The sequence below is a fragment of the Bradyrhizobium sp. 138 genome, from assembly GCF_023074075.1.
GTDB lineage: Bacteria > Pseudomonadota > Alphaproteobacteria > Rhizobiales > Xanthobacteraceae > Bradyrhizobium.
Map to the genome: position 1 here is coordinate 161,354 of NZ_JADPKT010000084.1, position 25,475 is coordinate 186,828.

Below are 25,475 nucleotides of genomic sequence, written 5' to 3' on the forward strand. Positions count from 1 at the left end.
ACCGTGCGCGATCGCCCCGTGAAAACACCTGTGTTCGCTTGAGTGTGCCGCACGCGCAACGCGAATTAACGCCCCGGCAACCTAAATTAGATACTTACGATAAAGATCGAATTGCACGGATGTACTGCGGCTCGATTTTTCCGGCGTAAGCGTAGCGTGAGCGTAACGATGTCAGTGTTGCGTAACCATCCGAAGGGCGCGCGGTTCGCGTCCTTCGGCATCGGTCTCTGCATCTTCGCATTGATGCCGAGAGAGACCGGCTATCAGGACATTGCCTCCTTGCTGGCGCGCCAACCCGGCGTCGCCGAGCGGTGGCAGAAGCAGGTGTTCTCCGCGGCGTCCTCCATTCAGCTCGCCACCTACAGTTTCTCGCGCCCCATCGGCACCTCGGTTCCGCAGAGCGCGATGGTTCGCCTCGCGAGCATCGATGGCCGCGACGTCACCGGCGCGATCGGCCGCAATCCGGCGCTGCAGGCGCCGCCGCGCTACCAGGCTTCCGACTTTCCCAAGGTCGATCGCTCCATGAAGGGGGATCGCCTCGCAACGGTCACCCCGGCCCAGGCTCCCGAAACGGCCGCACCTGCTGCGGCACCGGCGCAGGAAGATCCCGCGACGTCGAACAGCTCGGTGTTCGGCACCAAGACGGCTGAGCTGCCCGCCGCGTTGCCACCGGTGATGTCGCCGGAATCGGCGGCCGCGCTCGATCCGGAGCTGCAGGAAGCGCTGCGCGCGCCGCCGCTGCCGCAATACACCAATCCGCCGCAGGCCAGCGACGCCGCGCGCGCGTTCGCGGTCCAGCCGCTCGAAGCACTGAAGCAGGCGACTGTTCCGGCCGCACCGGCACGCGATCCTTTCCGCGTCAAGACCTCGAACCTGTTCTTCGGCAGCTCCTCGCTCGGCGGCAATCTGGAGAGCATCGAGAGCTGGCAGCCCGGCGCCGAGCCGCTGATCGTGATGCCCGACCCCGACATGAAGGTGACGGTCTCGCTGTCGCCGCCCACAGTGGATATTGGCAAGGGCATCGAGAGCGGCGAGAGCGTCGCGCCGAAGGGCGAGGTCAACGCCGACAACCAGCGCACCAGATCACCGGCGGAACGACTCGCGCTCGACGACAAGTCGCGCGCGAAGTCCGAGAAGTGCCTCGCGGAAGCGATCTATTTCGAGTCCCGCGGCGAGGCCGTCCGTGGCCAGATGGCGGTGGCGCAAGTCGTGATGAACCGCGTATTCTCCGGCAAATATCCCGACACCGTGTGCGGCGCGGTCTATCAGAACAAGCACCGTCATCTCGCCTGCCAGTTCACCTTTGCCTGCGACAACAATGCCGACGTGATCCGCGAGCCCGAGATGTGGGAGCGCGCCAAGAAGATCGCCAAGGCCATGCTCGACGGCCAGATCTGGCTGCCCGAAGTCGGCAAATCCACGCACTATCATGCCTATTGGGTGCGCCCGTCCTGGGTCGCCGAGATGAAGAAGATGTACAAGACCGGCGTGCACACCTTCTACCGCCCGCGCGCCTGGGGCGACGGCAGCGAGGAACCAAGCTGGGGCACGCCGGCCCAGACCGCCGCGCTCTCCGCCGAGCTCGCGCAGCAAGCGAAGAGCTCTGCTGAAATGGGCAGCACTGAGCGGCGGTAGTTGTCCTTCACCTTGCCCCCACTTGTGGGGAGAGGCGAAGAAATCACGCCTCGATATCGAGCGCGCAGTCGAAGTTCGGCGCCGAATGCGTCAATGCACCCGACGAGGCGTAGTCCACACCTGTCGCCGCGATCGCGGCGATCGAGTCCAGCGTGACGCCGCCCGACGCCTCCAGCTTGAGGCGGCCCTCGTTGATCCGCACGGCTTCACGCAGCGTCGCAAGGTCCATGTTGTCGAGCAGCACGGCGTCAGCCAGCCCGGTGCCGAGCACCTCGCGCAGTTGCGACAACGTGTCGACCTCGATCTCGATCTTGACGAGATGGCCGGCGTGGCTGAGGGCGCGCTCCAGCACCGCACTGATGCCGCCGGCAACCGCGATGTGGTTGTCCTTGATCAGGATCGCATCGTCGAGGCCGAAGCGGTGATTGAAGCCGCCGCCGCAGCGCACCGCGTATTTCTCCAGCGCCCGCAAGCCCGGCGTGGTCTTGCGCGTGCAGCAGATGCGCATTCTCGTGCCTGCGGTGCGCGCAACATAATCCGCCGTGAGCGTGGCAACGCCCGACAGGCGGCCGACGAAGTTCAGCGCGGTCCGCTCCGCGGTGAGAATGGCGCGCGCGGGGCCCGTGATCGTCAGCAGCTGCTGTCCGCGCGCCACTCGCGCGGCATCGCGGACATGCGCGCGGACCTCGATGTCGGGTGCGAGCTTTTGCAGCGTCGCCAGCGCCAGCGGCAAGCCGGCCATCACGCCGGACTGGCGCGCGACCAGAATCGCCTCTGCTTTGGTCGCTTCCGGGATCGTCGCTAGCGAGGTGATGTCGCCGGCGCGGCCGAGATCCTCGTCGAGCGCGCGCTGCACGGCTTCGTCGATGACGAGCGGCGAAAGGAAGGCGTCGGGGTAGAGCAATGATGTCGAGGTGATCATGGGGGACTCCATCAGGCGATCATGGGACGGACCGCGCGGGGCAGCGGGCTCAGACTTTCTGCGATCTCGCGCACCGCGGCGAGCGAGGTCATCGTTCGCTGCGCCAGCGCAGGGATTTCGGCCGGATGGTCAGCGCGGAAATGCGCGCCGCGGCTTTCGCATCGGCTCCACGCCGAGGCTGCGACGAGCAGGGCCGACGTCGCCATGTTGCGGAGTGCGATGCTCGTCGCCTCCCGTTCGAGCGCGGCGAAGTGATGCAAGGCATCAGTGAGACCGTCGCCCTCGCGGACCACGCCGACATGCGCGCTCATCATCGCCCGCAGCCGCTGCACGATTACGGCATCCGGCGTGCCACCGCGCGGTGCCACCAATGCGTCGGGCAGGCGGGCAGGCGAGGGCAGCGTACGGCCGGCGATGTCGTCGGCGATGCGTGCGGCGTAGACCACTGCCTCGAGCAGCGAATTCGAGGCAAGCCGGTTGGCGCCGTGTGCGCCGGTCGACGACACCTCACCGCCGGCCCAGAGCCCGTCGATCGAGCTGCGGCCGCGTTCGTCCACCGCGATGCCGCCCATATGGTAGTGTGCGGCGGGCGCGATCGGGATGATTTGCGTCGCCGGGTCGATGCCGGCGGCGATGCAGCTCGCATGCACGGTCGGAAATCTGTCGGCGAAGCGCGTGCCCAGCGCCTGGCGCGCATCGAGAAAGGCGCCGCGCCCGGCCGCGATCTCGGCGAACACGCCGCGGGCCACGATGTCGCGCGGCGCGAGCTCTGCGAGCGGATGGCGCGACAGCATGAAGCGTTCGCCGCTGCCGTTGATCAGCGTCGCGCCTTCGCCGCGCAACGCTTCGGTCGCGAGCGGCGCCGGATCGCGTCCGACCCTGATGGCGGTGGGATGGAACTGGACGAATTCGGGGTCGGCGATCACGGCACCGGCGCGCGCGGCGATGGCAAGGCCGGATCCGCTGGCCTCGAGCGGATTGGTGGTGACGGCATAGAGATGCCCGATGCCACCGGTGGCCAGCACCACCGCGCGCGCGGCCAGCAGGAGCGGGCGTGCCGACGAGTTGACGGCTTCGCGCAGTTGAAGCCCGGCGACGGCACCGTCCTCGATCAAGAGGGCTTCAGCGGCGAGACCTTCGATGACGCGGATCGACGGCGTGCGGCGCACCGCATCGCTCAAGGCGGCGATGATTGCGGCACCGGCGCCGTCGCCCCGCACATGCACGATGCGCCGGGCGGAATGTGCCGCCTCGCGTCCCACGGCGAGCCTGCCTTCGAGATCGCGATCGAAAGGGACGCCATAGGCCAGGAGATCATGAATGCGCGGGCCGGCCTCGCGGGCGATTCCGAGTGCGACCGCCTCGTCGACAAGGCCGCCACCGACCGCGATCGTGTCGGCGGCGTGTGCTTCGGGCGTGTCGCCCTCGGCCACCGCCGCCGCGATGCCGCCTTGCGCCCATGCCGACGATGCGCCCTGTCCAAGCGGCGCGGCTGAGATCAAGGTCACCCGCCGGGGCGCGAGCTTCAGCGCACAGAACAGTCCGGCAAGGCCGCCGCCGACGATGACGATGTCGTCGGTGCTGCGGCTGAGATTGTGGATGTTGTCTTGCATGCTGTGCTCTCAATTCTTCAGAGTGATCATCCGCTCGACCGAACGCCGCGCGCGCACCGCAAGCGCGGGATCAATCGTGACTTCTTCGCGGAGCGTCAGCAGGCTCTCCAATATGTTGGCGAGCGTGATGCGCTTCATGTGCGGGCAGAGATTGCAGGGGCGCAGCATCTCGACGTCAGGCAGCTCGGCGCGGACATTGTCGGCCATCGAGCATTCCGTGATCATCACCAGTCGTCGCGGCCGCTTGTCGCGCACCCAGTTGATCATGTGCGCGGTGGAGCCGGTGAAGTCGGCTTCCGCCAGCACGTCCGGCGGACACTCCGGATGCGCGATGATCTGCACCGAGGGATCGGCCTCACGAAACTCGCGCAGCTCTTGGCCGGTGAAGCGCTCGTGCACTTCGCAGGCGCCCTTCCAGGCGATGATCTTCACGTCGGTCTTCGAGGCCACGTAAGTTGCGAGATAGCGGTCGGGCAGGAAGATCACGCTTGCCGCGCCCAGGCTCTCGACCACTTGCACCGCGTTCGAGGAGGTGCAGCAGATGTCGACCTCGGCCTTCACCTCGGCCGAGGTGTTGACGTAGGCGACGACGGGCACGCCAGGGAATTTTTCGCGGAGCAGACGGACGTCGGCGCCGGTGATGCTGGCCGCGAGCGAGCAACCGGCGCGCGAATCCGGGATCAGCACCGTCTTGTCCGGGTTGAGCAGCTTTGACGTCTCCGCCATGAAGTGCACGCCGCACTGGACGATGATGCCGGCCTTCACCTTGGTGGCTTCGACGGCGAGCTGAAGCGAATCGCCGCCGATATCGGCGACGCAGTGAAAGATCTCCGGGGACTGATAATTGTGCGCGAGAATCACCGCGCCCCGCGCGCGCTTCAACTCGTTGATCGCCTGGATCGTCGGCGCCATCAGCGGCCACTCGATCGGCGGGATCACGTGCTTCACACGCTCATAGAGCGGCGCGGTGGCGCGCGCGACCTCCGGCGTCCATGCCAGCGCGGGCGTCGGCAGCGCGGGTCTCGTTCTTGCCGGTGCGGCACGGGGGAAGGCGGTGACGTCTCCCTGGGGCCGGTTAGCAAAGTCGTCGGGGCCGTAAATTCCAGCGATCGGCATCGAAGCCTCCCTTACATGTCAATTATACTCATATTGAGTATATCTTGGGCCTAGAGGATCCGGCCGAGGGGCCAGTACGGACTTCATCGAGGTCATATATACTCAGTATGAGCAAATCAAAGATAACACGCTGTGCCGAGCATCGCCAGATCCTGCCACACACATTTTCGTCAACCCCGGCTTGAGACGGCGCGAGGCCACACCGAAATGCAGTGCTTTCGCGGCAGCTCCCCGTGGAATGCAATGGTTTTTGACTTGGGATTTTCATGCAAGTGCATTAAGTGGCATGTTCGCGGTCGCCGCTTTGCGAGTCCGCCAACGACAGACGAGGAACACCATGTCGACATCAGTGGGCGAACTTGCTCCGGCCTCACGTTCCTCCAACTGGCGCACCCCGGCCGTCATCATTCTCTGCGGGTGTGCGATCGGCATGCTCGGCTTCGGTCCGCGATCGGCGCTCGGCTTCTTCGTGCAGCCGATGAGCCACGAATTCTCCTGGGGCCGCGACGTGTTTGGTCTCGCGATTGCCGTGCAGAACCTGTTGTGGGGCTTGGGCCAGCCGTTCGCCGGCGCCGTCGCCGATCGCTTCGGCCTGTTCCGGGTGATGTGTGTCGGCGCTCTGCTCTATGCCGGCGGCCTGCTGTTGATGCGCTATTCCTCGACGCCGTTGTCGCTCAACATCGGTGCGGGCGTCATGGTCGGCTTTGGTCTTGCCGGCTGCTCGTTCAATCTGGTGCTGTCGGCGTTCACCAAGCTGCTGCCGGCCGAGAAGCGCGGCCTTGCGCTTGGTGCCGGCACGGCGGCGGGCTCGTTCGGGCAATTCCTGTTCGCGCCAATCGGCGTCGCCTTGATCGACAATTTCGGCTGGCAGCAGGCGCTTTCCGTATTCGGCTTCCTGATGTTGCTGATCATCCCGCTGTCGCTGGCGCTCTCGACGCCGCCGGTCGCACATGCCGCGAACGCGACGCCGGCGGATGATGATCAGACCTTTACGAGGGCGCTTGCCGAAGCCTTCGGCCACCGCTCCTATGTGCTGCTGGTGCTCGGCTTCTTCACCTGCGGATTCCAGCTCGCCTTCGTCACCGTGCATCTGCCAGCCTTCCTGGTCGATCGCGGCATCTCCGCGCAAACCGGCGGCTGGGTGATCGCGGCGATCGGCCTGTTCAATATCGTGGGATCGCTGAGCGTCGGCTACCTCCAGAATTCCCTGCCCAAGCGCTACATCCTCTCGACCATCTACTTTACGCGTGCGCTGGCGACGCTCGCCTTCATCTCGTTCCCGATCACGCCGTTTTCGGCGATCGCATTCGGCGCGATCTCCGGCCTGACCTGGCTGTCGACCGTGCCGCCGACCTCGGCGCTGGTGGCGCTGATGTTCGGCACGCGCTGGTTTGCAACGCTCTACGGCTTCGCCTTCGTCAGCCATCAGGTCGGCGGCTTCCTGGGCGTCTGGTTAGGGGGCGTTGTGTTCGAAAAGTTCGGTTCCTACACGCCAATCTGGTGGCTCTCGATCCTGTTCGGCGTGCTCTCGGCGCTGATCAATCTTCCGATCGTCGAGAAACCAGTCCAGCGGGCAGTTGCGCAGCCTGCCTGATCGGCTAAACATCCCCGACAAACAAGTCAGGGAGTTCAGTCGTGGCCACATTCAAGGCGATCCGGGTCGATAAGGCGGACAAGGGCACCACCGCCGCACTGACGCAGTTCGACGACGCCGAGCTGATGGACGGCGACGTCACCGTCCGCGTCGAATGGTCGACGCTGAACTACAAGGACGGCCTTGCGCTCACCGGCAAGGCGCCGGTGGTGCGCCGCTTCCCGATGATCGCGGGCATCGACTTTGCCGGCACCGTCGAGCAATCCTCGCATCCGCAGTGGAAGGCCGGCGACAAGGTCGTCTGCACCGGTTGGGGCATGGGCGAGACCCATCTCGGCGCCTATGCCGAGAAGGCGCGGGTGAAAGGTGATTGGCTGGTCGCCTTGCCGCAAGGCCTGTCGGCGCGCGATGCCATGGCGATCGGCACTGCCGGCTTCACCGCGATGCTTTCGGTGCTGGCATTGGAGAAGCACGGTCTGTCGCCGAAGAGCGGTCCCGTGGTGGTGACGGGTGCTGCCGGCGGCGTCGGCTCGGTCGCCACCGCCGTGCTTTCGAAGCTCGGCTACCACGTCATCGCTTCGACCGGCCGCGCCTCGGAGGCGGACTATCTGAAACACCTGGGAGCGGCCGAGATCATCGACCGCAACGAATTGTCGGCACCGGCCAAGCCGATCGCAAAGGAGCGCTGGGCGGGCGGCGTCGACAGCGTCGGCTCGACCACACTGGCGAATCTGTTGTCGATGACGAAATACGGCGGGGCCATCGCCGCCTGCGGCCTCGCCGCCGGCATGGACCTGCCGTCGTCCGTCGCACCTTTCATTTTGCGCGGGGTGTGCCTTCTCGGCATCGATTCCGTGATGTGCCCGATCGAACCGCGCAAGGCTGCCTGGCAACGCTTGGCATCCGATCTGGATCGGACGAAACTGTCTGAAATCACTCAGGAAATATCGCTCGACGAAGTCCCGCAATGGGGTGCGAAAATCCTGGCCGGCCAGGTCCGCGGCCGCATCGTGGTAAAAATTGTCTAACGGCGTTCAGACTTTACCAACCAAGCTGCTTCAATGTCGCCATGGTTAGTATGGTAAGCAGCGGGTAAAGAGATAAGGCATCGCCCGCTGCGGGGGTCGGTTCGGAGTTGAGCATGCTTGCGCGTATTGTGTTGGGGGCTGTCACGGCGGCAGCGACGTTTGCGCCGGCCATTGCCGGAAGCATGAATGCCGATGAGGCGCGTCGTTTCGTGGCGGGCAAAGTGTTTGCCTTCACCTGTTTCGACGGCACCCGCGGTGCGGGCCGCATCCTCGACGACCTCGGCGCCGCCGGCGCGGTGCAGTTCTCCGGCGCAGGCCCGGTGAAACATCTCCGCCTGCCCGGCAACACGCTCCAGATCCGCGGCCAGAACGTCTGCGCCTCGATCAAGGGCATTCCGTTCGAGCCCTGTTTCAACCTCGAAAAGACCGATGATCGCAGCTTCCGCGGCTCGGTGTCCGGCATGGGCTTCGCCTATTGCGACTTCCATCACCAGGGCGGCAACCAGATGCTGATGGCGCGCGCCGCGGCGCGGCCGCGTTCGCTGCACAGGTCCGAGCACACCGGTTCGGTCGGCCCGTCCAACACCGAAGTCGCCGCGCGCGTGGAGACGCCGCGTGTCGAGAGCAGCCGCCTCGAGCCGGTGAAGTCGGATACCAAGTCGGAGCCTGCCAAGAACGAGGGCCCGCTGGAGCTGCGTCGCTCGACCCAGTGAAACGGTCGCGCCGGACAGCCCGCGCACTTTGTCGTTGAAGACGTCCATCGAACACGAAGCCGCCGCGCCGTAGTCATACGGACGGCGGCTTTCATGCGTTGGTAGCTGTTCGCGCTCCAGTTTGCGTACGGCCGGGGGGCGCGGCCCGATAAAAGGGTTCAACAATGTCGCTGTACTTCTTCCGCATCAGCACCGGCCGCTATTCCGGCGCCGCCGACCAGCCGTACGAGTTCGAGGATCGCGCAGCCGCCTGGACCGAGATGACCGAGGTCTGCGCCAATCTGCTCGGCGGCATCGCGCGCAGCCTGAAGCCGAATGCCGAGTGGTGCATGGAGCTGCTCGACGAAAACAAGCAGCCCGTCTTCCGCATCAGCCTCGTTGGAGAGACCCATCCGCTGCCCAATCACCGCGATTGACGCCGTGCCTTTACGGACCGGTTTCTTAAGACATCGGGAATCCTTTGGAGCGATGCTTCACCGATTTATGCTTTTCCGGTTTGGCACTTCGAAAGGGAAGCCGATGCATTTCCTTGGTCGTTTTCGCATCCTGACGAAGATTCTGGGCATCGTAGCGCTGCTTTGCGCGATCTCTGCGAGCATCGCCTATATCGGCGTCTCCGCGCTCGCCGATCTCAACGACAAGGCCGACGTCATGTCGACCGCCGCGCGAAGGGCCCTGCTGGCCGCCCGCGCCAACCAGAACGTGATCGCGCTGAACCGTGCCGAGTTCCGCAGTGCGCTCGACCCCCGCGACGACAACCGCCTGTCCGCGCGCGAAGTGATCGATACGCAGCTCAAGCAATATCAGGAGCGGTTCGATCAGGTCTCCGGGACCCTCGACGAACAGGCGAAGGCGATGTTGCCGGCCGTGCGCGAGGCATTCTCCGTCTATAAGAGCCAGCTCGACACGACCTTGACGGTCGTCGAAGGCGAGAAGTCCGCAAAGCTCAGCGACAGTGCCGACAAGCTGCGCGACACCGCGATGAAGAGCAGGGCCGCGGCCGAGAACCTGCAGGCCAAGATCCGCGCGGTGGCCGACCGCCTGAACACGCGCGTCGAGGAGAAGGCGCGCGAAGCGCGTGAGCAATATGAAACGACGTCGCGGCTGCTGATCGTGCTGGCCGCGATTGGCGTCATCGTCGGCGGCGTGGTCGGCTTCGCGCTCGGTCAGTACGGCATCGCCAAGCCCATCCGCGCTATTGTCGGCCTGCTCCAGGAGCTTGCCGCGGGCAATTATTCGGTCGAGGTGAGGGGCGGCGAGCGCAAGGACGAAGTCGGCGATGTCGCCAAGACGGCCGAGGTATTCAAGGAGAACGGCCTCGCCAAGATTCGCATGGAAGCCGAGCAGAAAGAGGCAGAGCAGCGCAGCGCCGCGCAGCGGCGTCAGGACATGTTGAGCCTCGCCGATCAGTTCGAGGCGGCCGTAGGCGAGGTCATCGAGACCGTAAGCTCGGCCTCCACCGAGCTGGAGGCATCCGCAACGACGCTCACCTCGACCGCGGAGCACGCGCAGCAGCTCGCGACGGTCGTCGCCTCGGCCTCCGAGGAAGCGTCCACCAACGTGCAGTCGGTGGCGTCTGCGACCGAGGAGCTGTCGTCCTCGATCACCGAGATCAGCCGTCAGGTGCAGGAATCCGCGCGCGTCGCGAGCGAGGCGGTGGGCCAGGCCCGCACCACGACGGAACGGGTCAGCGAATTGTCCCAGGCGGCGATGCGCATCGGCGACGTGGTCGAATTGATCAATACCATCGCCGGCCAGACCAACCTTTTGGCGCTCAACGCCACGATCGAGGCCGCGCGCGCCGGCGAGGCCGGGCGCGGCTTCGCCGTGGTCGCCTCCGAGGTCAAGGCGCTCGCCGAGCAGACCGCGAAGGCGACGGGCGAGATCGGGCAGCAGATCGCCAGCATCCAGAGCGCGACCGAGCATTCGGTCGGCGCGATCAAGGACATCAGCCACACCATCGAGAAGCTGTCGGAGATCTCTTCGACCATCGCAGCCGCCGTGGAAGAGCAGGGTGCGGCGACGCAGGAAATCTCCCGCAACGTGCAGCAGGCGGCGGCAGGCACGCATCAAGTGTCGTCCAACATCACCGACGTGCAGCGCGGCGCGAGCGAGACGGGCTCGGCATCCTCGCAGGTGCTGTCCGCCGCGCAGATGCTGTCCGGCGACAGCAACCGCCTCAAGCTCGAGGTCAGCAAGTTTCTCGGCACCGTGCGCGCTGCCTAAGCACCACGCTCAAAGCACCTCGCCCAAGAGCAGATCCCGAGACGACCCGCGCGCCTAACGCGGGTCGCTTTCGCGTGACGATGATCCGCGCAAACGTCTCGGGCAAGACAGGATGAGAGCGCGGCTGCAAGAGAACGCAGTGGCGACCTCAAGCTGAAATTTACAACTTTCTGGCGATATTAGCTCTTCAACTTCAACTATTTGGCTTGAAATCTCAGTATTACTCCGAAGCCGGTCGTTAACCAAAATGCGGAACTCTGAGCGCTAGCTTCGTGGCAAGGGCGATCAACGTCCATGCAGCTGGCAAGGACTTGGCTGCGTGTTTCCTTTGGGGGAAACGTACCATGTTGAGCCTCAGTGATAATCAGCTGATCCGAACGGGGGCCGCCAGCGGATGGAGGCGGCTCGGAGAGGTTCGAATCGGCACGATCTTGCCGACCATCATCTCTGCGCTGGTGCTGCTCGGATTGGCCTCGGCCGGATTCATTGCCTACGAGGCCATCGTCAAGAGGCAAGAGTCGGAAGCGTTCCTGAAGGTCAATGGAGCTGCCCAGCTGCTGTTGCGCAGCGCAGGACATTGGGCAATTGAACGCGGGTTGACCAACGCGGCGTTGAAGTCGCCCGATGTCGTCGGCTCCGATCGCCGTGCCGAAATCGGAAAGGCGCGCGCGACGGCGGACGAGGCCTTTCGCAGCGCTGCCCTCGAGATCGGCGCGATTCCCGAAATGGCGGCGGGGCAAAGGCAGCTTGCGGACGCCAAGGCGAAATTCGAAGCGCTGAGTCTCTTGCGCGAGAAGGTCGATGCGGGCCTTTCGCGCCCGCGCGCCGAACGCGCGCCCGAGGTGGTGGATGGCTTCGTTCCCGCGATCACAGACGTGATCGAGGTCGCGAGCAACCGCTTGCGCTTGACGCTCGAAACTCTCACCAGCCCGCCGGTATCAAGGCTGGCTCAACTCATCGGCCTGCGGCATCTGACGGCTCAGATGGCCGAGAATGCCGGAAGAGAGCGCGCCTTGCTGGCAGGGGCCGTCGGAGCCCATGCAAAGCTCGGCAAGGAGGGCTTCGAACGCCTGTCGGGGCTGCGCGCGAAGGTCGAGCTTGCGTGGGACACGGTCGTGCCGGTACGGCTGCGCTCGGATCTTCCCGTGCAGATCGGCGAAGCGATGACGGAGGTCGAAAGAACCTATTTTGGCGTCTACGGAGAAACGCGTGCGACTGCGCTCGCCGGAGCCGAAAGTGGAGACTATCGGATCACGGGACCGGACTACTTCGCGCGGGCCACTGCCGGCATCAGCGCGGTTCTGAGGCTCGGCGAGGCGATCGGCGCCGCCGCCGATCGCGAAGCCACGATGCAGGCAGAAACCAGCACTCGTAATTTCGGTTTCACGGCGGTGTTGCTCTGTGCCTCCCTGGTGCTCGCCGGCGTCAGCTTCTGGATCACCTTTTCGCGGATCCTCAAGCCGCTTTCAGCCATTTCGGTTGCGATGGGCGGTCTTGCCAATGGTGACTTCACGACGGACGTGCCCGGCACCGGCCGAGGTGACGAGGTTGGCGAGATGGCGCGCACCGTTGAAGTCTTCAAGCGGAATGGTATCGAGGTGGAACGCATGCGCGGCGAGCAGGCTGAGGCCGAGAGGCGGGCGGCCGAGCAACGCAAGGCCGAGATGCATAGGCTCGCCGACGGCTTCGAAACCGCCATCGGGGAGATTGTCGATACTGTGTCCTCGGCTGCGACCGAGCTGGAGGCCTCGGCATCGACGCTGACCTCGACTGCAGAGCGCGGGCAGCAGCTCACCACCGTGGTGGCTGCCGCCTCCGAGGAGGCATCCACCAACGTGCAGTCGGTGGCGTCTGCGACCGAGGAGCTGTCGTCCTCGATCACCGAGATCAGCCGTCAGGTGCAGGAATCCGCGCGCGTCGCGAGCGAGGCGGTGAACCAGGCCCGCACCACGACGGAACGGGTCAGCGAATTGTCCCAGGCGGCGATGCGCATCGGCGACGTGGTCGAATTGATCAATACCATCGCCGGCCAGACCAACCTTTTGGCGCTCAACGCCACGATCGAGGCCGCGCGCGCCGGCGAGGCCGGGCGCGGCTTCGCCGTGGTCGCCTCCGAGGTCAAGGCGCTCGCCGAGCAGACCGCGAAGGCGACGGGCGAGATCGGGCAGCAGATCGCCAGCATCCAGAGCGCGACCGAGCATTCGGTCGGCGCGATCAAGGACATCAGCCACACCATCGAGAAGCTGTCGGAGACCTCTTCGACCATCGCAGCCGCCGTGGAAGAGCAGGGTGCGGCGACGCAGGAAATCTCCCGCAACGTGCAGCAGGCGGCGGCAGGCACGCATCAAGTGTCGTCCAACATCACCGACGTGCAGCGCGGCGCGAGCGAGACGGGCTCGGCATCCTCGCAGGTGCTGTCCGCCGCGCAGATGCTGTCCGGCGACAGCAACCGCCTCAAGCTCGAGGTCAGCAAGTTTCTCGGCACCGTGCGCGCCGCCTGACGGCGGCGTGCTTCGGCAGGCGTTGCGACCGCGCCCGCAGGGTTAACCTTCCGGAAAAGCGACGCAGTCATGATGCCTGCAATATTCCGGGCGCTGAGTCGCCCTTCGCGTATTGCGTCTCAATCGTTGGAGCATATTCATGCGTGGCACTTCCATTCGCCTTACCCACAAGGTCACGGCGATCGGATTGTTCGGCCTTATCGGGCTCGTCGCCTTCGGCGCGATCTACGGGATCGGCAGCCTTTCCCAGGACACCTCGCGCGACGCTGCCGAAGGCGCGCGCAGAGTGTCAGATCTGAACCAGCGGATCTCCCAGCAGTTGCTCGAGGCGCGCCGTGCCGAGAAGGATTTCCAGCTTCGTCGCGATCAGTCCTATGCGAAGCGTCACGCCGAACTTGCTTCCGATATCATTCGCAACCTTGACAGCCTCGGCAGCGCGGTGCGTGCGGCAGGATACGCGGCGGTTGGCGAGAAGGTGTCGCTGGTCCGCACCGGCTTCGAAAGATACGTGAGTGAATTTGCCGCCGTCGAGCAGGCCGAGATCAAGCTCGGATTGAACGAAACCCTCGGTCTGTCCGGCTCGTTGCGCTCGGCGGTCCACGACATCGAGACCAAGCTCAAGGAGGTCGACGACCCCAGGCTCACCAGCGGCATGCTGATGATGCGTCGCCAGGAAAAGGACTTCATGCTGCGCCGGGACCAGAAATACCTCGAGGCGCTCAAGAAGACCGCGGCGGAATTCTCCAAGCAGGTCGAGGCATCGACTATTCCCCCGGCGACCAAGGCTGATATCGGCAAGAAGCTCGGCAAGTACGAGGCTGACTTCACGGCCTGGGTAGCCGGCGCGCAGGACCTGGCCGCGCACGGCTCGGCAATGTCCAAAGAATTCCGGACGATCGAACCGGTCCTCGAAGAGATCGACAAGAACGTTACTCAGCGCTACGTCGCGGCGCAGGCCGCCGAAGAGTCGACGCGCGCATCAATCAAGTTCTGGATGTGGGTCGCGCTTGGATGCTCCATCCTCCTGGTCGGGGGCGTGTCCTTCTTCACCGGCCGCTCGATCTCGGCAGCCTTGATGGCCATGGTTCGATCGATGACGGGCTTGGCGGCCGGCAACATGTCGGTCGCAATCCCCGGCATTGGCCGAAAGGATGAAATCGGCGAGATGGCCGGTGCCGTCGAGGTGTTCAGGAGCAACATGGCGGAGGCCGATCGGCTGCGCACCGAGCAGGCCGAAGCGGACGCACGCGCCCGCGCGCGGCGCAAGGCCGACATGCAGCGGCTCGCCGATACGTTCGAGGGCGCGGTCGGCGAGATCATCGAGACGGTCTCGTCGGCGGCCACCGAGCTCGAGGCCTCGTCGAACACACTGACCCAGGCCGCCGAGCGCGGCAACGGGCTGGCCACGGCAGTGGCAGCCGCCTCGGAGGAGGCGTCCGCCAATGTGCAATCGGTTTCCGCAGCCAGCGAGGAGATGACCTCGTCGGTCTCCGAGATCAGCCGCCAAGTGCAGGAATCGGCGCGCGTCGCCGACGTCGCAGTCGGGCAGGCCCAGCGCACCAATGCGCGCGTCGCCGAGCTGACGAAGGCCGCCTCGCGCATCGGCGACGTGGTCGAGCTGATCAACACCATCGCGGCGCAGACCAACCTGCTGGCGCTCAACGCGACGATCGAGGCGGCGCGGGCGGGCGAAGCCGGCAAGGGTTTTGCGGTGGTCGCGACCGAAGTGAAGGCGCTTGCCGAGCAGACCGCGAAAGCCACGGGCGAGATCGGTCAGCACATCGCTGCGATCCAGGCCGCGACGGAGGACTCTGTCGGTGCGATCAAGGAGATCGGCGACACCATCGCGAAGATGTCGGAGATCTCGTCGACCATCGCCGCTGCGGTGGAGGAACAGGGGGCCGCCACGCAGGAGATCTCCCGCAACATCCAGCACGCGGCGCAAGGTACCTCCGAAGTGTCGGCGAACATCGCCGACGTCCAGCGCGGCGCCGGCGAGACCGGGGCTGCCTCGGCGCAGGTGCATTCGGCCGCGCAATCGCTGTCGCAGGAAAGCAACCGGCTCAAGAGCGAGGTCGCGCGCTTCCTGGAATCGGTGCGGGCGGCCTAGCGGCGGTCGTCACCCCGAGACGTGTTGCAGCGCGTCAAGGCGGCGCGCTCTCGCAACAGCAGGCGATAGCCGCGTGCAGCAACGAATGATTGCAGGGAAAATAAGCGGGCCGGGCCCCGCCCGTAGTTTTACGTAGGACGATGTTAACGCCTGCTTGCGAATATGAAGGGCAATCTTGCCGGATAAGAATCAGCCAGCACCGTTGAACTGACCGCCGCACGGTCGTCCGTCGTGACGACCGTGGCGCAGGTGGCGTGCGCGTTGCAAGGCATCGTTGGGGTTTGTGTGATGTCGAAGTTGTCGATCGTATTCAAGCTTCTGACCGTGTTGTCAGTTCTCGTTCTCTCGCTCGCCGGCGTCGGCGTGATGGCGATCGGCACCATGCAGAACATCAACGCCCACACCGTCGAGATTGCGCAGAGCTGGCTGCCGAGCGTGCGTGCGCTCGGCTCGATGCGCGCCGACATCAATGAGCTGCGTGTCGCGCTCCGTCTGCACTTGATGCAGGAGACCGCCGAGGGCAAGGAAGCCGCCGAGAAGCGCCTCGCCTCGCTGCGCGAGCGCATCGAGAAGACGCGCAAGGTCTACGAGCCGCTGATCACGGCCGCCGAAGAGCGCTCGCTCTACGAGCAATGGAGCAAGGCATGGGCCGACTATCTGAACGGCGTGCAAGAGGTGATGGCACTGTCGCGCAAGAGCGTCGGCCGCTTCCCCACTGACGCCAACGAGATGCTGCAGACCAAGGTCGCGAAGATGGCCCAGGCGGCGGATCCCCTGCTCCTGAAGGGCATCGAGCTCAATAACCAGGGCGCCGAGCTGGAGACGAAGCAGGCGGCCGACAGCTACGCCACGATCTTCCGCGTGCTGGTCGGCATCATCGTGCTCTCCGTCGTGATCGCGATCGGCGCCGCCTATTATCTCGTGCGCGACGTGTCTCGCGGCATAGCCTCGATCATCCGTCCGATGCAGTCGCTCGGCGAAGGCGACCTTTCGGCCGATGTGCCGCATCGCGGCGAGAAGACCGAGATCGGCTCGATGGCGGATGCGCTCCAGATCTTCAAGGAGGCGCTGATCGCCAAGAGGGCCGCCGACGAGGCGGCCGCGCGTGACGCCGAGGCCAAGATCGAACGCGGCCGCCGCGTCGACGCCATCACGCGCAATTTCGAGGCCATGATCGGCGAGGTCGTCGAGACGGTGTCCTCGGCCTCGACCGAGCTCGAGGCTTCCGCGGCCACGCTGAGTGGCACGGCGCAGCGTGGCCAGCAACTCGCGACCGTTGTTGCGGCCGCGTCCGAGGAAGCCTCCACCAACGTCCAGGCGGTGGCGTCGGCCTCGGAGGAGCTGTCGTCCTCCATCACCGAAATCAGCCGCCGCGTGCAGGATTCGGCGCGGATGGCTGCGGAAGCCGTCGAGCAGGCGGCGCGGACCAACGACCGCGTCAACGCGCTGTCGCAGGCGGCCTCCCGCATCGGCGACGTCGTCGAGCTCATCAACACCATCGCGGGCCAGACCAACCTGTTGGCGCTGAATGCGACCATCGAAGCTGCGCGCGCCGGCGAGGCCGGCCGCGGCTTTGCCGTCGTCGCCTCCGAGGTCAAGGCACTGGCCGAGCAGACCGCGAAGGCGACCGGCGAGATCGGGGCGCAGGTTTCGGGCATCCAGGCCGCGACGCAGGAATCCGTCACCGCTATCCAGGAGATTGGCGGCACCATCGAGCGCTTGTCCGAGGTGTCCTCGGCCATCGCCGCCGCTGTCGAGGAGCAGGGCGCCGCGACGCAGGAGATTTCGCGCAACGTCCAGCAGGCCGCGCTCGGAACGCAGGAAGTCTCGTCCAACATCACCGACGTGCAGCGCGGCGCGATCGACACTGGCTCGGCCTCGGGCGAGGTGCTCTCGGCCGCGAAATCGCTGGCGACCGACAGCACCCGTCTGAAGGTCGAGGTCGCGCAGTTCCTGGAGTCGGTCCGCGCGGCCTGACGCTTATGTGCCCGTCTGCGGCGCCGGCGGCGGGGCGACCTGCCGTCGGAACAGGATGCGCTGGTAGAGCCAGCCGATCGCCACCAGCACGACGCCGAGGCACATGAACGACAGCGCCCGGTAGACGCCTGTCAGCGTCGACATGTCGATGACGAAGGCCTTGAGGATCGTCAGCGCGATGACGGCGGCCGACGCCAGACGCGCCCGCTCCGAGTTGACGAGGATGCCGACGCCGAGCAGCACCACGCCGAAGCCGAGCCAGCCGATCGAATAGGTGTATTGCTCCGCCCCCGTGGTGCCGCCGTAAAGCAGCACCGGGCCGTGATAGAAGCGGCGGATCTCCAGCGTCACGTAAGCGAGCGCGAACACCAGCGCGCCGCCTGCGATCGTGTTGGCGTAGGCGACGGCGCGATGCCCCGCCACCGCATAGGACAATAGCAGCATCAGCACTGCCGGCAGAGCGTAGCCGAGCAACAGCAGGTTGAAGACGAGGCCGCCGACATTGACGCCGGAGAACAGCAATGGATTCTCCAGGACCAGGAGACCGAACACGCTGATGAACCCGGCGATCGCCGTGAGCACGACCGCGCCGACATTGTGCACGATGCTGTGGCTGCGCAGCCGCAAGCGCTCCAGCCCGATCGCCATCGCGAGCGTGATGCAGACTTGCAGCGCGAATTCGAGCAGCGAGGGGGCAGCGGTCATGCGGCCGCCGGTCGCAAAGTGCCGGATCTCCATGAAGGCGAGCAGCGCGGTGAACAGAATCGCGGCGGTCTCGACCATGCGCAGCGGCGGATCGTCGGCGCGGCGGCGCAGGAAGATGCTCGCGCCCCAGAACGATGCCGCCGGCAGGCCGTAGCCCCACAGCAGCCAATTGAAGATCGGCGTGGTGCCGACGGCATCGCCGACGATCAGCGGGTCATAGGCGATACGCGCAGTGACGAGCCCGGCGAAAATGGCGGCGAGCCAGCGCAGGAACGGGATCGGCCGCTGCAGCGAGATCCAGGCGGTGCCGAGCGACATCAGCGCCAGTGCGATCGTCAGCCAGCCCTTCTCCAGCGCGAAGGTCAGCGCCAGCGCCAGCGCACCGAGCGTGCCGGTCGCGAACAAGGCGGTGGAGATCATGGTGCCCGGTCGGGTCTCGCGGCGCGTGAGCGCCTCGGTCGCGGCGCCGAAAGCCGCGGCGAGCAGCACGGCGAGGATCGCAAACGGGATCGAGCGGTCGAGATGGGCGATGCGCGCGTAGAGCGCAACCAGGATCGCGATCGGCGTTGCGACCGCCGTTGCCGACCACACCACCGGGATGATCGCCGAGTTCGAACGGCCCTGGGCGAGGAAGCCCGCGACGCCGAAGCCGGCGGCGAAGAGCGCGGCCGTCACCAGATGCAGCGTCACCGAGCTGTCAATCGCGGTCGGTCCGATGCCGGACATCGGGCCGCCCGGCAACACCAGCATATCAGGATTGGCGCGCACCGCCCATTCGGCGAACACGATGACGGCGGTCGCCGCGGCTGCACCGACCGCGCCGGTGGCTGCCGGCGCGCGCCAGGCGACGAACAGCGTGCCTGCGACCAGCAGCGCAAACGCGATCAGCGCAAGATCGGCATGCGCGCTCGACAGCACGATCAGCATCGCGCCGAACAGATAGGCACCGAGCGAGCTCGATGACACCGGCTCGATCTTGCCATCTTCGATCGTCGGGCCGAACATGAAGTCGCAGACGACGAGGAGGGCAGCCAGCACGAAGCCCGCCATGACATGGAAGGCGTGCGGGGCGACCTGCAAGTCTTCGGTGTCCAGACCCGGGAAGATCCACAGCACGGCGAAGGCGATCGTCGTGACCGCAAGCCAGCGCCACAGCCGGATGCGGGCGAGGCCGAAGCTCGCGGCGGTGACGACCGCGAGGTAGACATAGAGCGCCCAATAGTCCGGCTTGCCGCTGGAGACCAGAACCGGCGTCACGAAGGCGCCGACCACGCCGAGGCCGGCGAGCGCGGGTCCGTGCAGCAGCGCGGCGGCGAGCGTGCACATCGCGACGATGCCGAGCAGCACGAAGGCGGTGGCGGGCACGAGGAAGCCGTAGAGCGCATAGGCGGCATAGATGGTCGCGAACGCCACCGCCGTACCGGCCGCAGTGAGGATCGCGGGAATGTTGGCGATCGGCAGCGCCTGGATGTTGGAAATGCTTTCCTTGCGCCGCGACCACTCGCCGGCCCCAAGCAGCGCTGCTGCGAACAGACCGCCCAGGAACACGCGCACGCCGGGGCCGAGCAGGCCGGCCTCGATCGAATAGCGCACCATGAAGAAGCCGCCGAGCGCGAGCGCAAGGCCGCCGATCCACACCACCCAGCGGGTGCCGAGCTGCTCCTCGAAGCCGGGGGCAGGCGCGGGCAGCGGAGGCGGTGCTGCGGCCTCAGGGACCGCCTCAGGCGGCGGGGGTGGAGCATCTGCGGTAACGGGCGGCGGGGCCGGCTCGGCTTCCGGCGCAAGCGGCGGCGGCTCTGCGGAAGCTGTCGAAGGCGCTTCAGTTTGCACCTGCGTGGGCATCAGCGGTGGCGGCTGCACCTGCCGCTGCGCGTAAAACTTCTCTTCGAGCGCGCTGAGCCGGCGGCGCAGCTCGGCGGCCTGGTTGGAGGCCTTGATCGCAATGAGGAACGCGGCGATCGCAATGAGCCACGCAAAGACGTCAAATGGGCCGTCGAACATGGAGCCTCCAGGCGATCGACGGGCGCCGATCATGAAATCCTTGTCTAGCGCCGGGAGCGTACGCGCAAGCCTGGTGCGGGCCGCTCCTGGAGCACGTCGCGGCGGAAGCGGTAGAGCGCCGCCGGCCGTCCGCCCGTCTGTGTCGACATGACCCCGGTCGGTTCGACCAGGGCTTCCATTTCGACCAGGCGGCGGAAATTCTGCTTGTGCAGGTGCCGGCCGGAAATCGCCTCGACCGTGTGCTGCAGTTCGGTAAGTGTGAATTCAGCGGGCAAAAGTTCAAAGACCACAGGACGATACTTCAGTTTTGCACGCAGCCGCGCGATCGCCGTGGCGAGAATCCGTCGGTGGTCGAACCGCATCGAGGTCCCGAGCGGGGGAAGCGTCTTGCGCGTTAATGCCGCAGGGCGGCCGTCGCGCCGCGCTTCCTCGACCAGCCCGGCCTCGTACAGCAGCTCGTAGCGGTCGAGCACGCGCTCTTCGTCCCAGGCTGCCCCGTCGAGGCCAAAGTAGAATCGCACGCGATCCCTACGCGGCAGTGCGCGCGTCGTCTCCGGCGTCTCCTCCGCGGCCCACTCGGTCAGCGCAGGAATGATGTCGCGGGCGATGATCGCGGGCGGCTCCTCACGCCAGTCTTCCCAGGGGAAGAAGCGATACCATGGCGAAAAGCTCGCCGCGTTTGCTGCAAGCTCGCCGTCCACCGCGCGTGTCAGTGCGAGATAGCCGATCGACACCATGTGCGCCCCGGTGTCGCCGGCCTCGGCATGGCGGCCGCGATCGCCAAAGGTGTAGAGCTGCTCGACATAGCCGAGCCGCAAGCCCGCCTGTTCCTCGACCCAGGCGCGCAGCCCGATCTCGAAGGTGCGGTGCGCGAGCGCATCGAACGGGCCGAACGGCAGGCCGGCAAGCCCGTCGCTGCCACGCGCGGTCAGGATCAGCGGCTCATGACCCGCGATCGCGACGATCGCCGCGGTCAGGCCGATCTCGATCGGCGTCAGGAGCTTGTCGCTCATGCGGGGATGGTCGGACGTGTCATTCGAGCTCGATCACGAAGGGGCGGCCCTCGACCATCATCGCGCCCGGGCCGATCTCGTCGAGCGCGCGCAGCATGCGGCCGTTGCGCCCGAGCGCACGGTCGGCAAGGCCGACGATGCGCCGGTTCGGCGAGGCGATCGGCGAGGCTGCGCGGATCTTCCTGGCGATCTCGAGCTCGTCGCGATCTGGATTGAGCGCGCAGACCGCCGCAAACGCGCTCGCGGTGGAGCGGCTGATGCCGGCATAGCAATGGACCACCAGCGGCGCGCTGCGGTCCCAGCCGCGCACGAAGTTCAGCACCTGATCGATATGCGTCTCGGACGGTGCGACGAAACCGTCCATCTCCTCGGTGATGTCGTCCATCGACACTTTGAGATGGTTGGCCGGCAGCACCGACACCGGACGTGCCACCTGCTCGACATTGGCCATCACCGTCAGCACATGGCTGGCTCCGGTGAGGCGGACGGTTTCGGGAAGCGCGGCGAGGGAACAGACGTGGATCATGGCGGACCTTTTTGCCGGCGATTATAGCCAGCCCTCGTAGGGTGGGCAAAGGCGCATCGCGCCGTGCCCACCATTTCGCACCGCGTGCACGTCGCCTCCTTTGGTGGGCACGGCGCAAGAGCGCCTTTCCCCCCTACGAGACCTACGCAAACACGGCGGCGAACCGTTCCAAAAACTGTTTCTCGGCCCGTGCCGCGGTCCAGGGCGTCAGGTAGTCGCGCCGGGCGCTGTCGGGAAGGCCGGGATCCTTGCCGAACAGGCGCTTGGCCTCGGTCTCGCTGAAGCCGGCGAGCACGGTCGCCTCCAGATAGGCCGCGCCGCGATCGGCGGCCTTGATGGCCGACGTGATCTCCTCAGGCAGCTCCGGCGGCAGGCCGAAGCGGATGTGGATCGCGCCGAGCAGGCGCTTCTCCACCGCCTTGTAATGGCCGTCGAGCACGGCCTTGAACGGCGAGATCATGTCGCCGATCACATATTCGGGCGCATCGTGCAGCAGCGCAGCGAGCCGCATGCGCCGGTCGACGCGCGGCATCTCGTGCCGCAGCACGGTCTCAACCAGCAACGTATGCTGCGCGACCGAGAAGATATGCGCGCCTGTCGTCTGCCCGTTCCAGCGCGCGACGCGGGCGAGGCCGTGCGCGATGTCGGCGATCTCGACGTCGAGCGGGGAGGGATCGAGCAAATCGAGCCGCCGGCCCGACAGCATGCGCTGCCAGGCCCGGGACTGCGCATCGCGCGCGGTCTTCTTCGCGGTCATTTTGCCTTGAGGCGCGGCTTGCGCTGCGTCTTGCCGCAGATCGCGTGACAATGGCAGTCGACGAGATGGTCGTTGACCATGCCGGTCGCCTGCATGAAGGCATAGACGATGGTCGGGCCGACGAATTTGAAGCCGCGCGAGGACAGCTCTTTCGAGATTTGCACCGATAATGGTGTCGAGGCCGGCACGCTCGCGGTGGTCTTGAACTGGTTGACCTTGGGGCGTCCGTCCATGAAGTCCCACAGCAGCTTCGAGAAGCCCGGTCCCCTCTCCATGATGTCGAGATAGGACTTCGCGCTCATGATCGCGCCGTCGATCTTGGCCTTGTTGCGCACGATGCCGGCATCGTTCATCAGCGCGTGAACCTTCTTGTCGTTGTAGCGCGCGATCTTTTCCGGCTGGAAATCGTCGAAGGCTTTGCGGAAATTATCGCGCTTGCGCAAAATCGTGATCCAGGACAGCCCGGCCTGAAAGCCGTCGAGGATCAGCTTTTCGTACAGCGCACGGTCGTCATATTCAGGCACGCCCCATTCGGTGTCGTGATAGGCGACATAGAGCGGATCTTCACCAGGCCAGGGGCAGCGCGTCTTTCCGTCGGGATGCAGGCGGGGAGCGCGGCTCATGTGGTGGGCTGCTTGGCTGGAATGCGAACGACGTCTGGTTCAGCGAGCGTCAAAGCCAGTCCTCCGGCCGTGAGCGGCTGGCCGGCGTCGAGCGCGTCTGCGACACGGTCGATGCGCACCAAGGCAATGCCCTTGCCGCCGGACGTCGAGCCGATGGTGCCGACCGGCTTGTCGCCGGCGAGAATGGTCGCGCCGGCCTCGGGCGAGGGGCCATCGAGCAGCACCTTGACGCTGCGTGTGCGCGCGGTGCCGCGATGCTGCATGCGCGAGACGACCTCCTGGCCGACATAGCAACCCTTGTCGAAATCGACGCCGGCAAGGCGGTCCATGTTGGTCTCGTGCGGGAATGCGTCGCTGTACATGAAATCGAACCCGCCGCGCGGCACGCCGAGCGCGATGCGGTGCGCCTCGTATTCGCTCGCATCGACCAGTTCGGCCCCGATGAGGTCGGACAGCTTCTGCTTGAGATTTTCGGGGATCAGGATGCGAACGCCGAGGCCTTCGTTGCGCGGGTCGGTAAAGGCGAGGTCCGGCTGCGCCGCGGGCTGGCCGTCCCAGGCCGCGAGCACGCCGAGATCGAGGTTCTCCACGGTGACCTTGGCGCGCAGCTTGTAGAATTTCAGCTTGGTGGCGAGGCTGTCTGCCAGCGCCTTCGGGCAGTCGATCAGGAACCCGCCGCCATGGCCTGCGGGCACCTCCGTGATCAGGAAATCCACGATGATCTTGCCCTGCGGCGTCAGCAGCGCGCCGAATCGCCCCAGCCCCGGTTTCAGCCTGTCGACGTCGGTCGTGACAAGGCCGTTGAGGAAGTTGCGCGCATCCTCGCCCGCGACCTTGATCACGCCCCGGTCGGGAAGAAACGCTGATTTCATACGAAAATCTCTTGCGACATGTTGCTCCGGAACGTAAGCCCGCGAGGCATAAACGACAAGACCTCGAGCCCTGCGCTTGGGGATGAGAGGGGCCTTCAGCCATGACCCAGCGTTTCGATGTGATCCTTAGGGGCGGCACCGTGGTCAATCAGGACGGCGAGGGTGTTCGCGATATCGGCATCACGGGCGGCAGGATCGCCGAACTGGGCCCGCTGTCACAGGGCTCCGCGGCGGAGGTGATCGACTGCAAGGGCCTGCACATCCTGCCCGGCGTGATGGACACCCAGGTGCATTTCCGCGAGCCTGGGTTGGAGCAGAAGGAAGACCTCGAGACCGGCTCGCGCAGCGCCGTGATGGGCGGCGTCACCGCCGTGTTCGAGATGCCGAACACCTCTCCGTTGACGGTGACAGAAGCCACGTTCACCGACAAGGTGAAGCGCGCCCATCACCGCATGCATTGCGATTTCGCGTTCTTCATCGGCGGCACTCGCGAGAACGTGCAGGATTTGCCGGTGCTGGAGCGCGCGCCGGGCTGCGCGGGCGTCAAGGTGTTCATCGGTTCCTCGACCGGCGCGCTGCTGGTGGAGGACGACGAAAGCCTGCGCCGCATCTTCCAGGTGATCCGCCGCCGCGCCGCGTTCCATGCCGAGGACGAATATCGCCTCAACGATCGCAAATCGCTGCGCATCGAGGGCGACGCACGCTCGCATCCGGTGTGGCGCGACGAGACCGCGGCGCTGATGGCCACCCAGCGCCTCGTCAAGCTCGCGCATGAGACCGGCAAGCGCATCCACGTGCTGCACATCTCGACCAAGGAAGAGATCGAGTTCCTGCGCGACCACAAGGACGTCGCCTCCTGCGAGGCGACGCCGCATCACCTCACGCTGGTCGCGCCCGAATGCTATGAGCGCCTTGGCACGCTGGCGCAGATGAACCCGCCGGTGCGCGGGGCCGATCATCGCGCCGGCATCTGGCGCGGCATCGAGCAGGGCATCATCGACGTGCTTGGTTCCGATCATGCCCCGCACACGCTGGAAGAGAAGCAGAAGACCTATCCGGCCTCGCCCTCCGGCATGACCGGTGTGCAGACGCTGGTGCCGCTGATGCTCGATCACGTCAACGCAGGCCGGCTGTCGCTGGCCCGCTTCGTCGACCTCACCAGCGCCGGCCCCGCGCGGCTCTACAACATGGCCTGCAAGGGCCGCATCGCCGCCGGCTACGATGCCGACTTCACGGTCGTTGACTTGAAGCGCAGCGAGACCATCACCAACAAATGGGTCGCGTCCAAGGCCGGCTGGACTCCGTATGATGGGTTGCGCGTCACGGGCTGGCCCGTCGGCACCTTCATCCGCGGTCGCCGCGTGATGTGGCAGGGCGAGCTGGTGACGGCCTCGCAAGGCGAGCCGGTGCGGTTTCTGGAGACGCTGAAGCAGTAGGCTTCTGGCGGGGGACGAACGCACCATCCCCGTCATTGCGAGGAGCTCGCGACAAAATTGCATAGCAATTTTGCGCTGATGCGACGAAGCAATCCAGAGTCTTGCCG

Annotated in this window: 19 protein-coding genes; 10 read left to right on the top strand and 9 right to left on the bottom strand. The window is 65.9% G+C overall.

Translation table 11 applies throughout. From position 1 onward, the window contains the following. Positions 1 to 168 precede the first annotated feature (168 nt). A complete protein-coding gene (locus tag IVA79_RS28690; RefSeq protein WP_247559341.1) occupies positions 169 to 1,635 on the top strand; it encodes a cell wall hydrolase in 1,467 nt (488 codons plus the stop codon). 43 nt (positions 1,636 to 1,678) lie between these two features. Here IVA79_RS28690 and nadC read toward each other — a convergent pair whose 3' ends face one another. From nadC to nadA, 3 genes are read right to left on the bottom strand one after another with little or no spacing between them, the layout of a single operon-like run. Beyond that, entirely contained in the window at positions 1,679 to 2,557 is an 879-nt protein-coding gene (nadC, locus tag IVA79_RS28695; protein WP_247559343.1) for a carboxylating nicotinate-nucleotide diphosphorylase, read from the bottom strand. Positions 2,558 to 2,568: 11 nt separating this feature from the next. Beyond that, positions 2,569 to 4,170 (bottom strand): L-aspartate oxidase, encoded by a 1,602-nt coding sequence (locus IVA79_RS28700; RefSeq protein WP_247559345.1) that lies wholly within the window; start codon positions 4,168 to 4,170, stop codon positions 2,569 to 2,571. 9 nt (positions 4,171 to 4,179) lie between these two features. After that, positions 4,180 to 5,286, bottom strand: a complete 1,107-nt coding sequence (gene nadA, locus IVA79_RS28705; RefSeq protein ID WP_247559347.1) for a quinolinate synthase NadA — start codon at positions 5,284 to 5,286, stop codon at positions 4,180 to 4,182. Positions 5,287 to 5,623: 337 nt separating this feature from the next. On the opposite strand from nadA, the gene IVA79_RS28710 reads away from it, so the two are divergent. From IVA79_RS28710 to IVA79_RS28745, 8 genes are all read left to right on the top strand, one after another. Continuing rightward, positions 5,624 to 6,880 carry an MFS transporter gene (locus IVA79_RS28710; RefSeq protein ID WP_247559349.1) on the top strand — a complete coding sequence of 419 codons (1,257 nt, stop codon included), beginning with the start codon at positions 5,624 to 5,626 and terminating at the stop codon, positions 6,878 to 6,880. A 41-nt stretch (positions 6,881 to 6,921) separates the two neighbouring features. After that, positions 6,922 to 7,908 carry an MDR family oxidoreductase gene (locus IVA79_RS28715; protein WP_247559351.1) on the top strand — a complete coding sequence of 329 codons (987 nt, stop codon included), beginning with the start codon at positions 6,922 to 6,924 and terminating at the stop codon, positions 7,906 to 7,908. A gap of 113 nt (positions 7,909 to 8,021) precedes the next feature. Further along, the gene (locus IVA79_RS28720; protein ID WP_247559353.1) at positions 8,022 to 8,621 is read left to right on the top strand and encodes a hypothetical protein; all 600 of its coding nucleotides are present in this window, start codon (positions 8,022 to 8,024) and stop codon (positions 8,619 to 8,621) included. Positions 8,622 to 8,785: 164 nt separating this feature from the next. Further along, positions 8,786 to 9,037 carry a hypothetical protein gene (locus IVA79_RS28725; RefSeq protein ID WP_247559355.1) on the top strand — a complete coding sequence of 84 codons (252 nt, stop codon included), beginning with the start codon at positions 8,786 to 8,788 and terminating at the stop codon, positions 9,035 to 9,037. 103 nt (positions 9,038 to 9,140) lie between these two features. Beyond that, positions 9,141 to 10,847, top strand: coding sequence for a methyl-accepting chemotaxis protein (locus IVA79_RS28730; protein ID WP_247559357.1), 1,707 nt, complete (start codon positions 9,141 to 9,143; stop codon positions 10,845 to 10,847). A gap of 344 nt (positions 10,848 to 11,191) precedes the next feature. Then, positions 11,192 to 13,348, top strand: a complete 2,157-nt coding sequence (locus IVA79_RS28735) for a methyl-accepting chemotaxis protein (RefSeq protein ID WP_247559359.1) — start codon at positions 11,192 to 11,194, stop codon at positions 13,346 to 13,348. A gap of 139 nt (positions 13,349 to 13,487) precedes the next feature. After that, complete coding sequence (locus IVA79_RS28740) at positions 13,488 to 15,458, top strand: methyl-accepting chemotaxis protein (protein ID WP_247559361.1); 1,971 nt, start codon at positions 13,488 to 13,490, stop codon at positions 15,456 to 15,458. Between the two features lie 288 nt (positions 15,459 to 15,746). Beyond that, positions 15,747 to 17,435, top strand: a complete 1,689-nt coding sequence (locus tag IVA79_RS28745) for a methyl-accepting chemotaxis protein (protein ID WP_247559363.1) — start codon at positions 15,747 to 15,749, stop codon at positions 17,433 to 17,435. Positions 17,436 to 17,438: 3 nt separating this feature from the next. Here IVA79_RS28745 and IVA79_RS28750 read toward each other — a convergent pair whose 3' ends face one another. From IVA79_RS28750 to IVA79_RS28775, 6 genes are all read right to left on the bottom strand, one after another. Next, positions 17,439 to 20,141 (bottom strand): DUF2339 domain-containing protein, encoded by a 2,703-nt coding sequence (locus tag IVA79_RS28750; protein ID WP_247559365.1) that lies wholly within the window; start codon positions 20,139 to 20,141, stop codon positions 17,439 to 17,441. 44 nt (positions 20,142 to 20,185) lie between these two features. Further along, a complete protein-coding gene (locus tag IVA79_RS28755; protein WP_247559367.1) occupies positions 20,186 to 21,154 on the bottom strand; it encodes an NAD regulator in 969 nt (322 codons plus the stop codon). 19 nt (positions 21,155 to 21,173) lie between these two features. After that, the gene (locus tag IVA79_RS28760) at positions 21,174 to 21,680 is read right to left on the bottom strand and encodes a protein tyrosine phosphatase (RefSeq protein WP_247559369.1); all 507 of its coding nucleotides are present in this window, start codon (positions 21,678 to 21,680) and stop codon (positions 21,174 to 21,176) included. A 142-nt stretch (positions 21,681 to 21,822) separates the two neighbouring features. Further along, positions 21,823 to 22,437 carry an HD family hydrolase gene (locus tag IVA79_RS28765; RefSeq protein WP_247559371.1) on the bottom strand — a complete coding sequence of 205 codons (615 nt, stop codon included), beginning with the start codon at positions 22,435 to 22,437 and terminating at the stop codon, positions 21,823 to 21,825. Continuing rightward, positions 22,434 to 23,060: a DNA-3-methyladenine glycosylase I gene (locus IVA79_RS28770; protein WP_247559373.1), complete on the bottom strand. Its 627-nt coding sequence runs from the start codon at positions 23,058 to 23,060 to the stop codon at positions 22,434 to 22,436. The genes IVA79_RS28765 and IVA79_RS28770 overlap by 4 nt, the downstream gene beginning before the upstream one ends. Next, on the bottom strand, positions 23,057 to 23,932 hold the full coding sequence (locus IVA79_RS28775) for a folate-binding protein YgfZ (protein WP_247559376.1): 876 nt from the start codon (positions 23,930 to 23,932) through the stop codon (positions 23,057 to 23,059). The genes IVA79_RS28770 and IVA79_RS28775 overlap by 4 nt, the downstream gene beginning before the upstream one ends. Positions 23,933 to 24,033: 101 nt before the next feature. Here IVA79_RS28775 and IVA79_RS28780 point away from each other — a divergent pair, with 101 nt between their 5' ends. Continuing rightward, positions 24,034 to 25,368 (top strand): dihydroorotase, encoded by a 1,335-nt coding sequence (locus tag IVA79_RS28780; RefSeq protein WP_247559378.1) that lies wholly within the window; start codon positions 24,034 to 24,036, stop codon positions 25,366 to 25,368. The last annotated feature ends 107 nt before the right edge of the window (positions 25,369 to 25,475 follow it).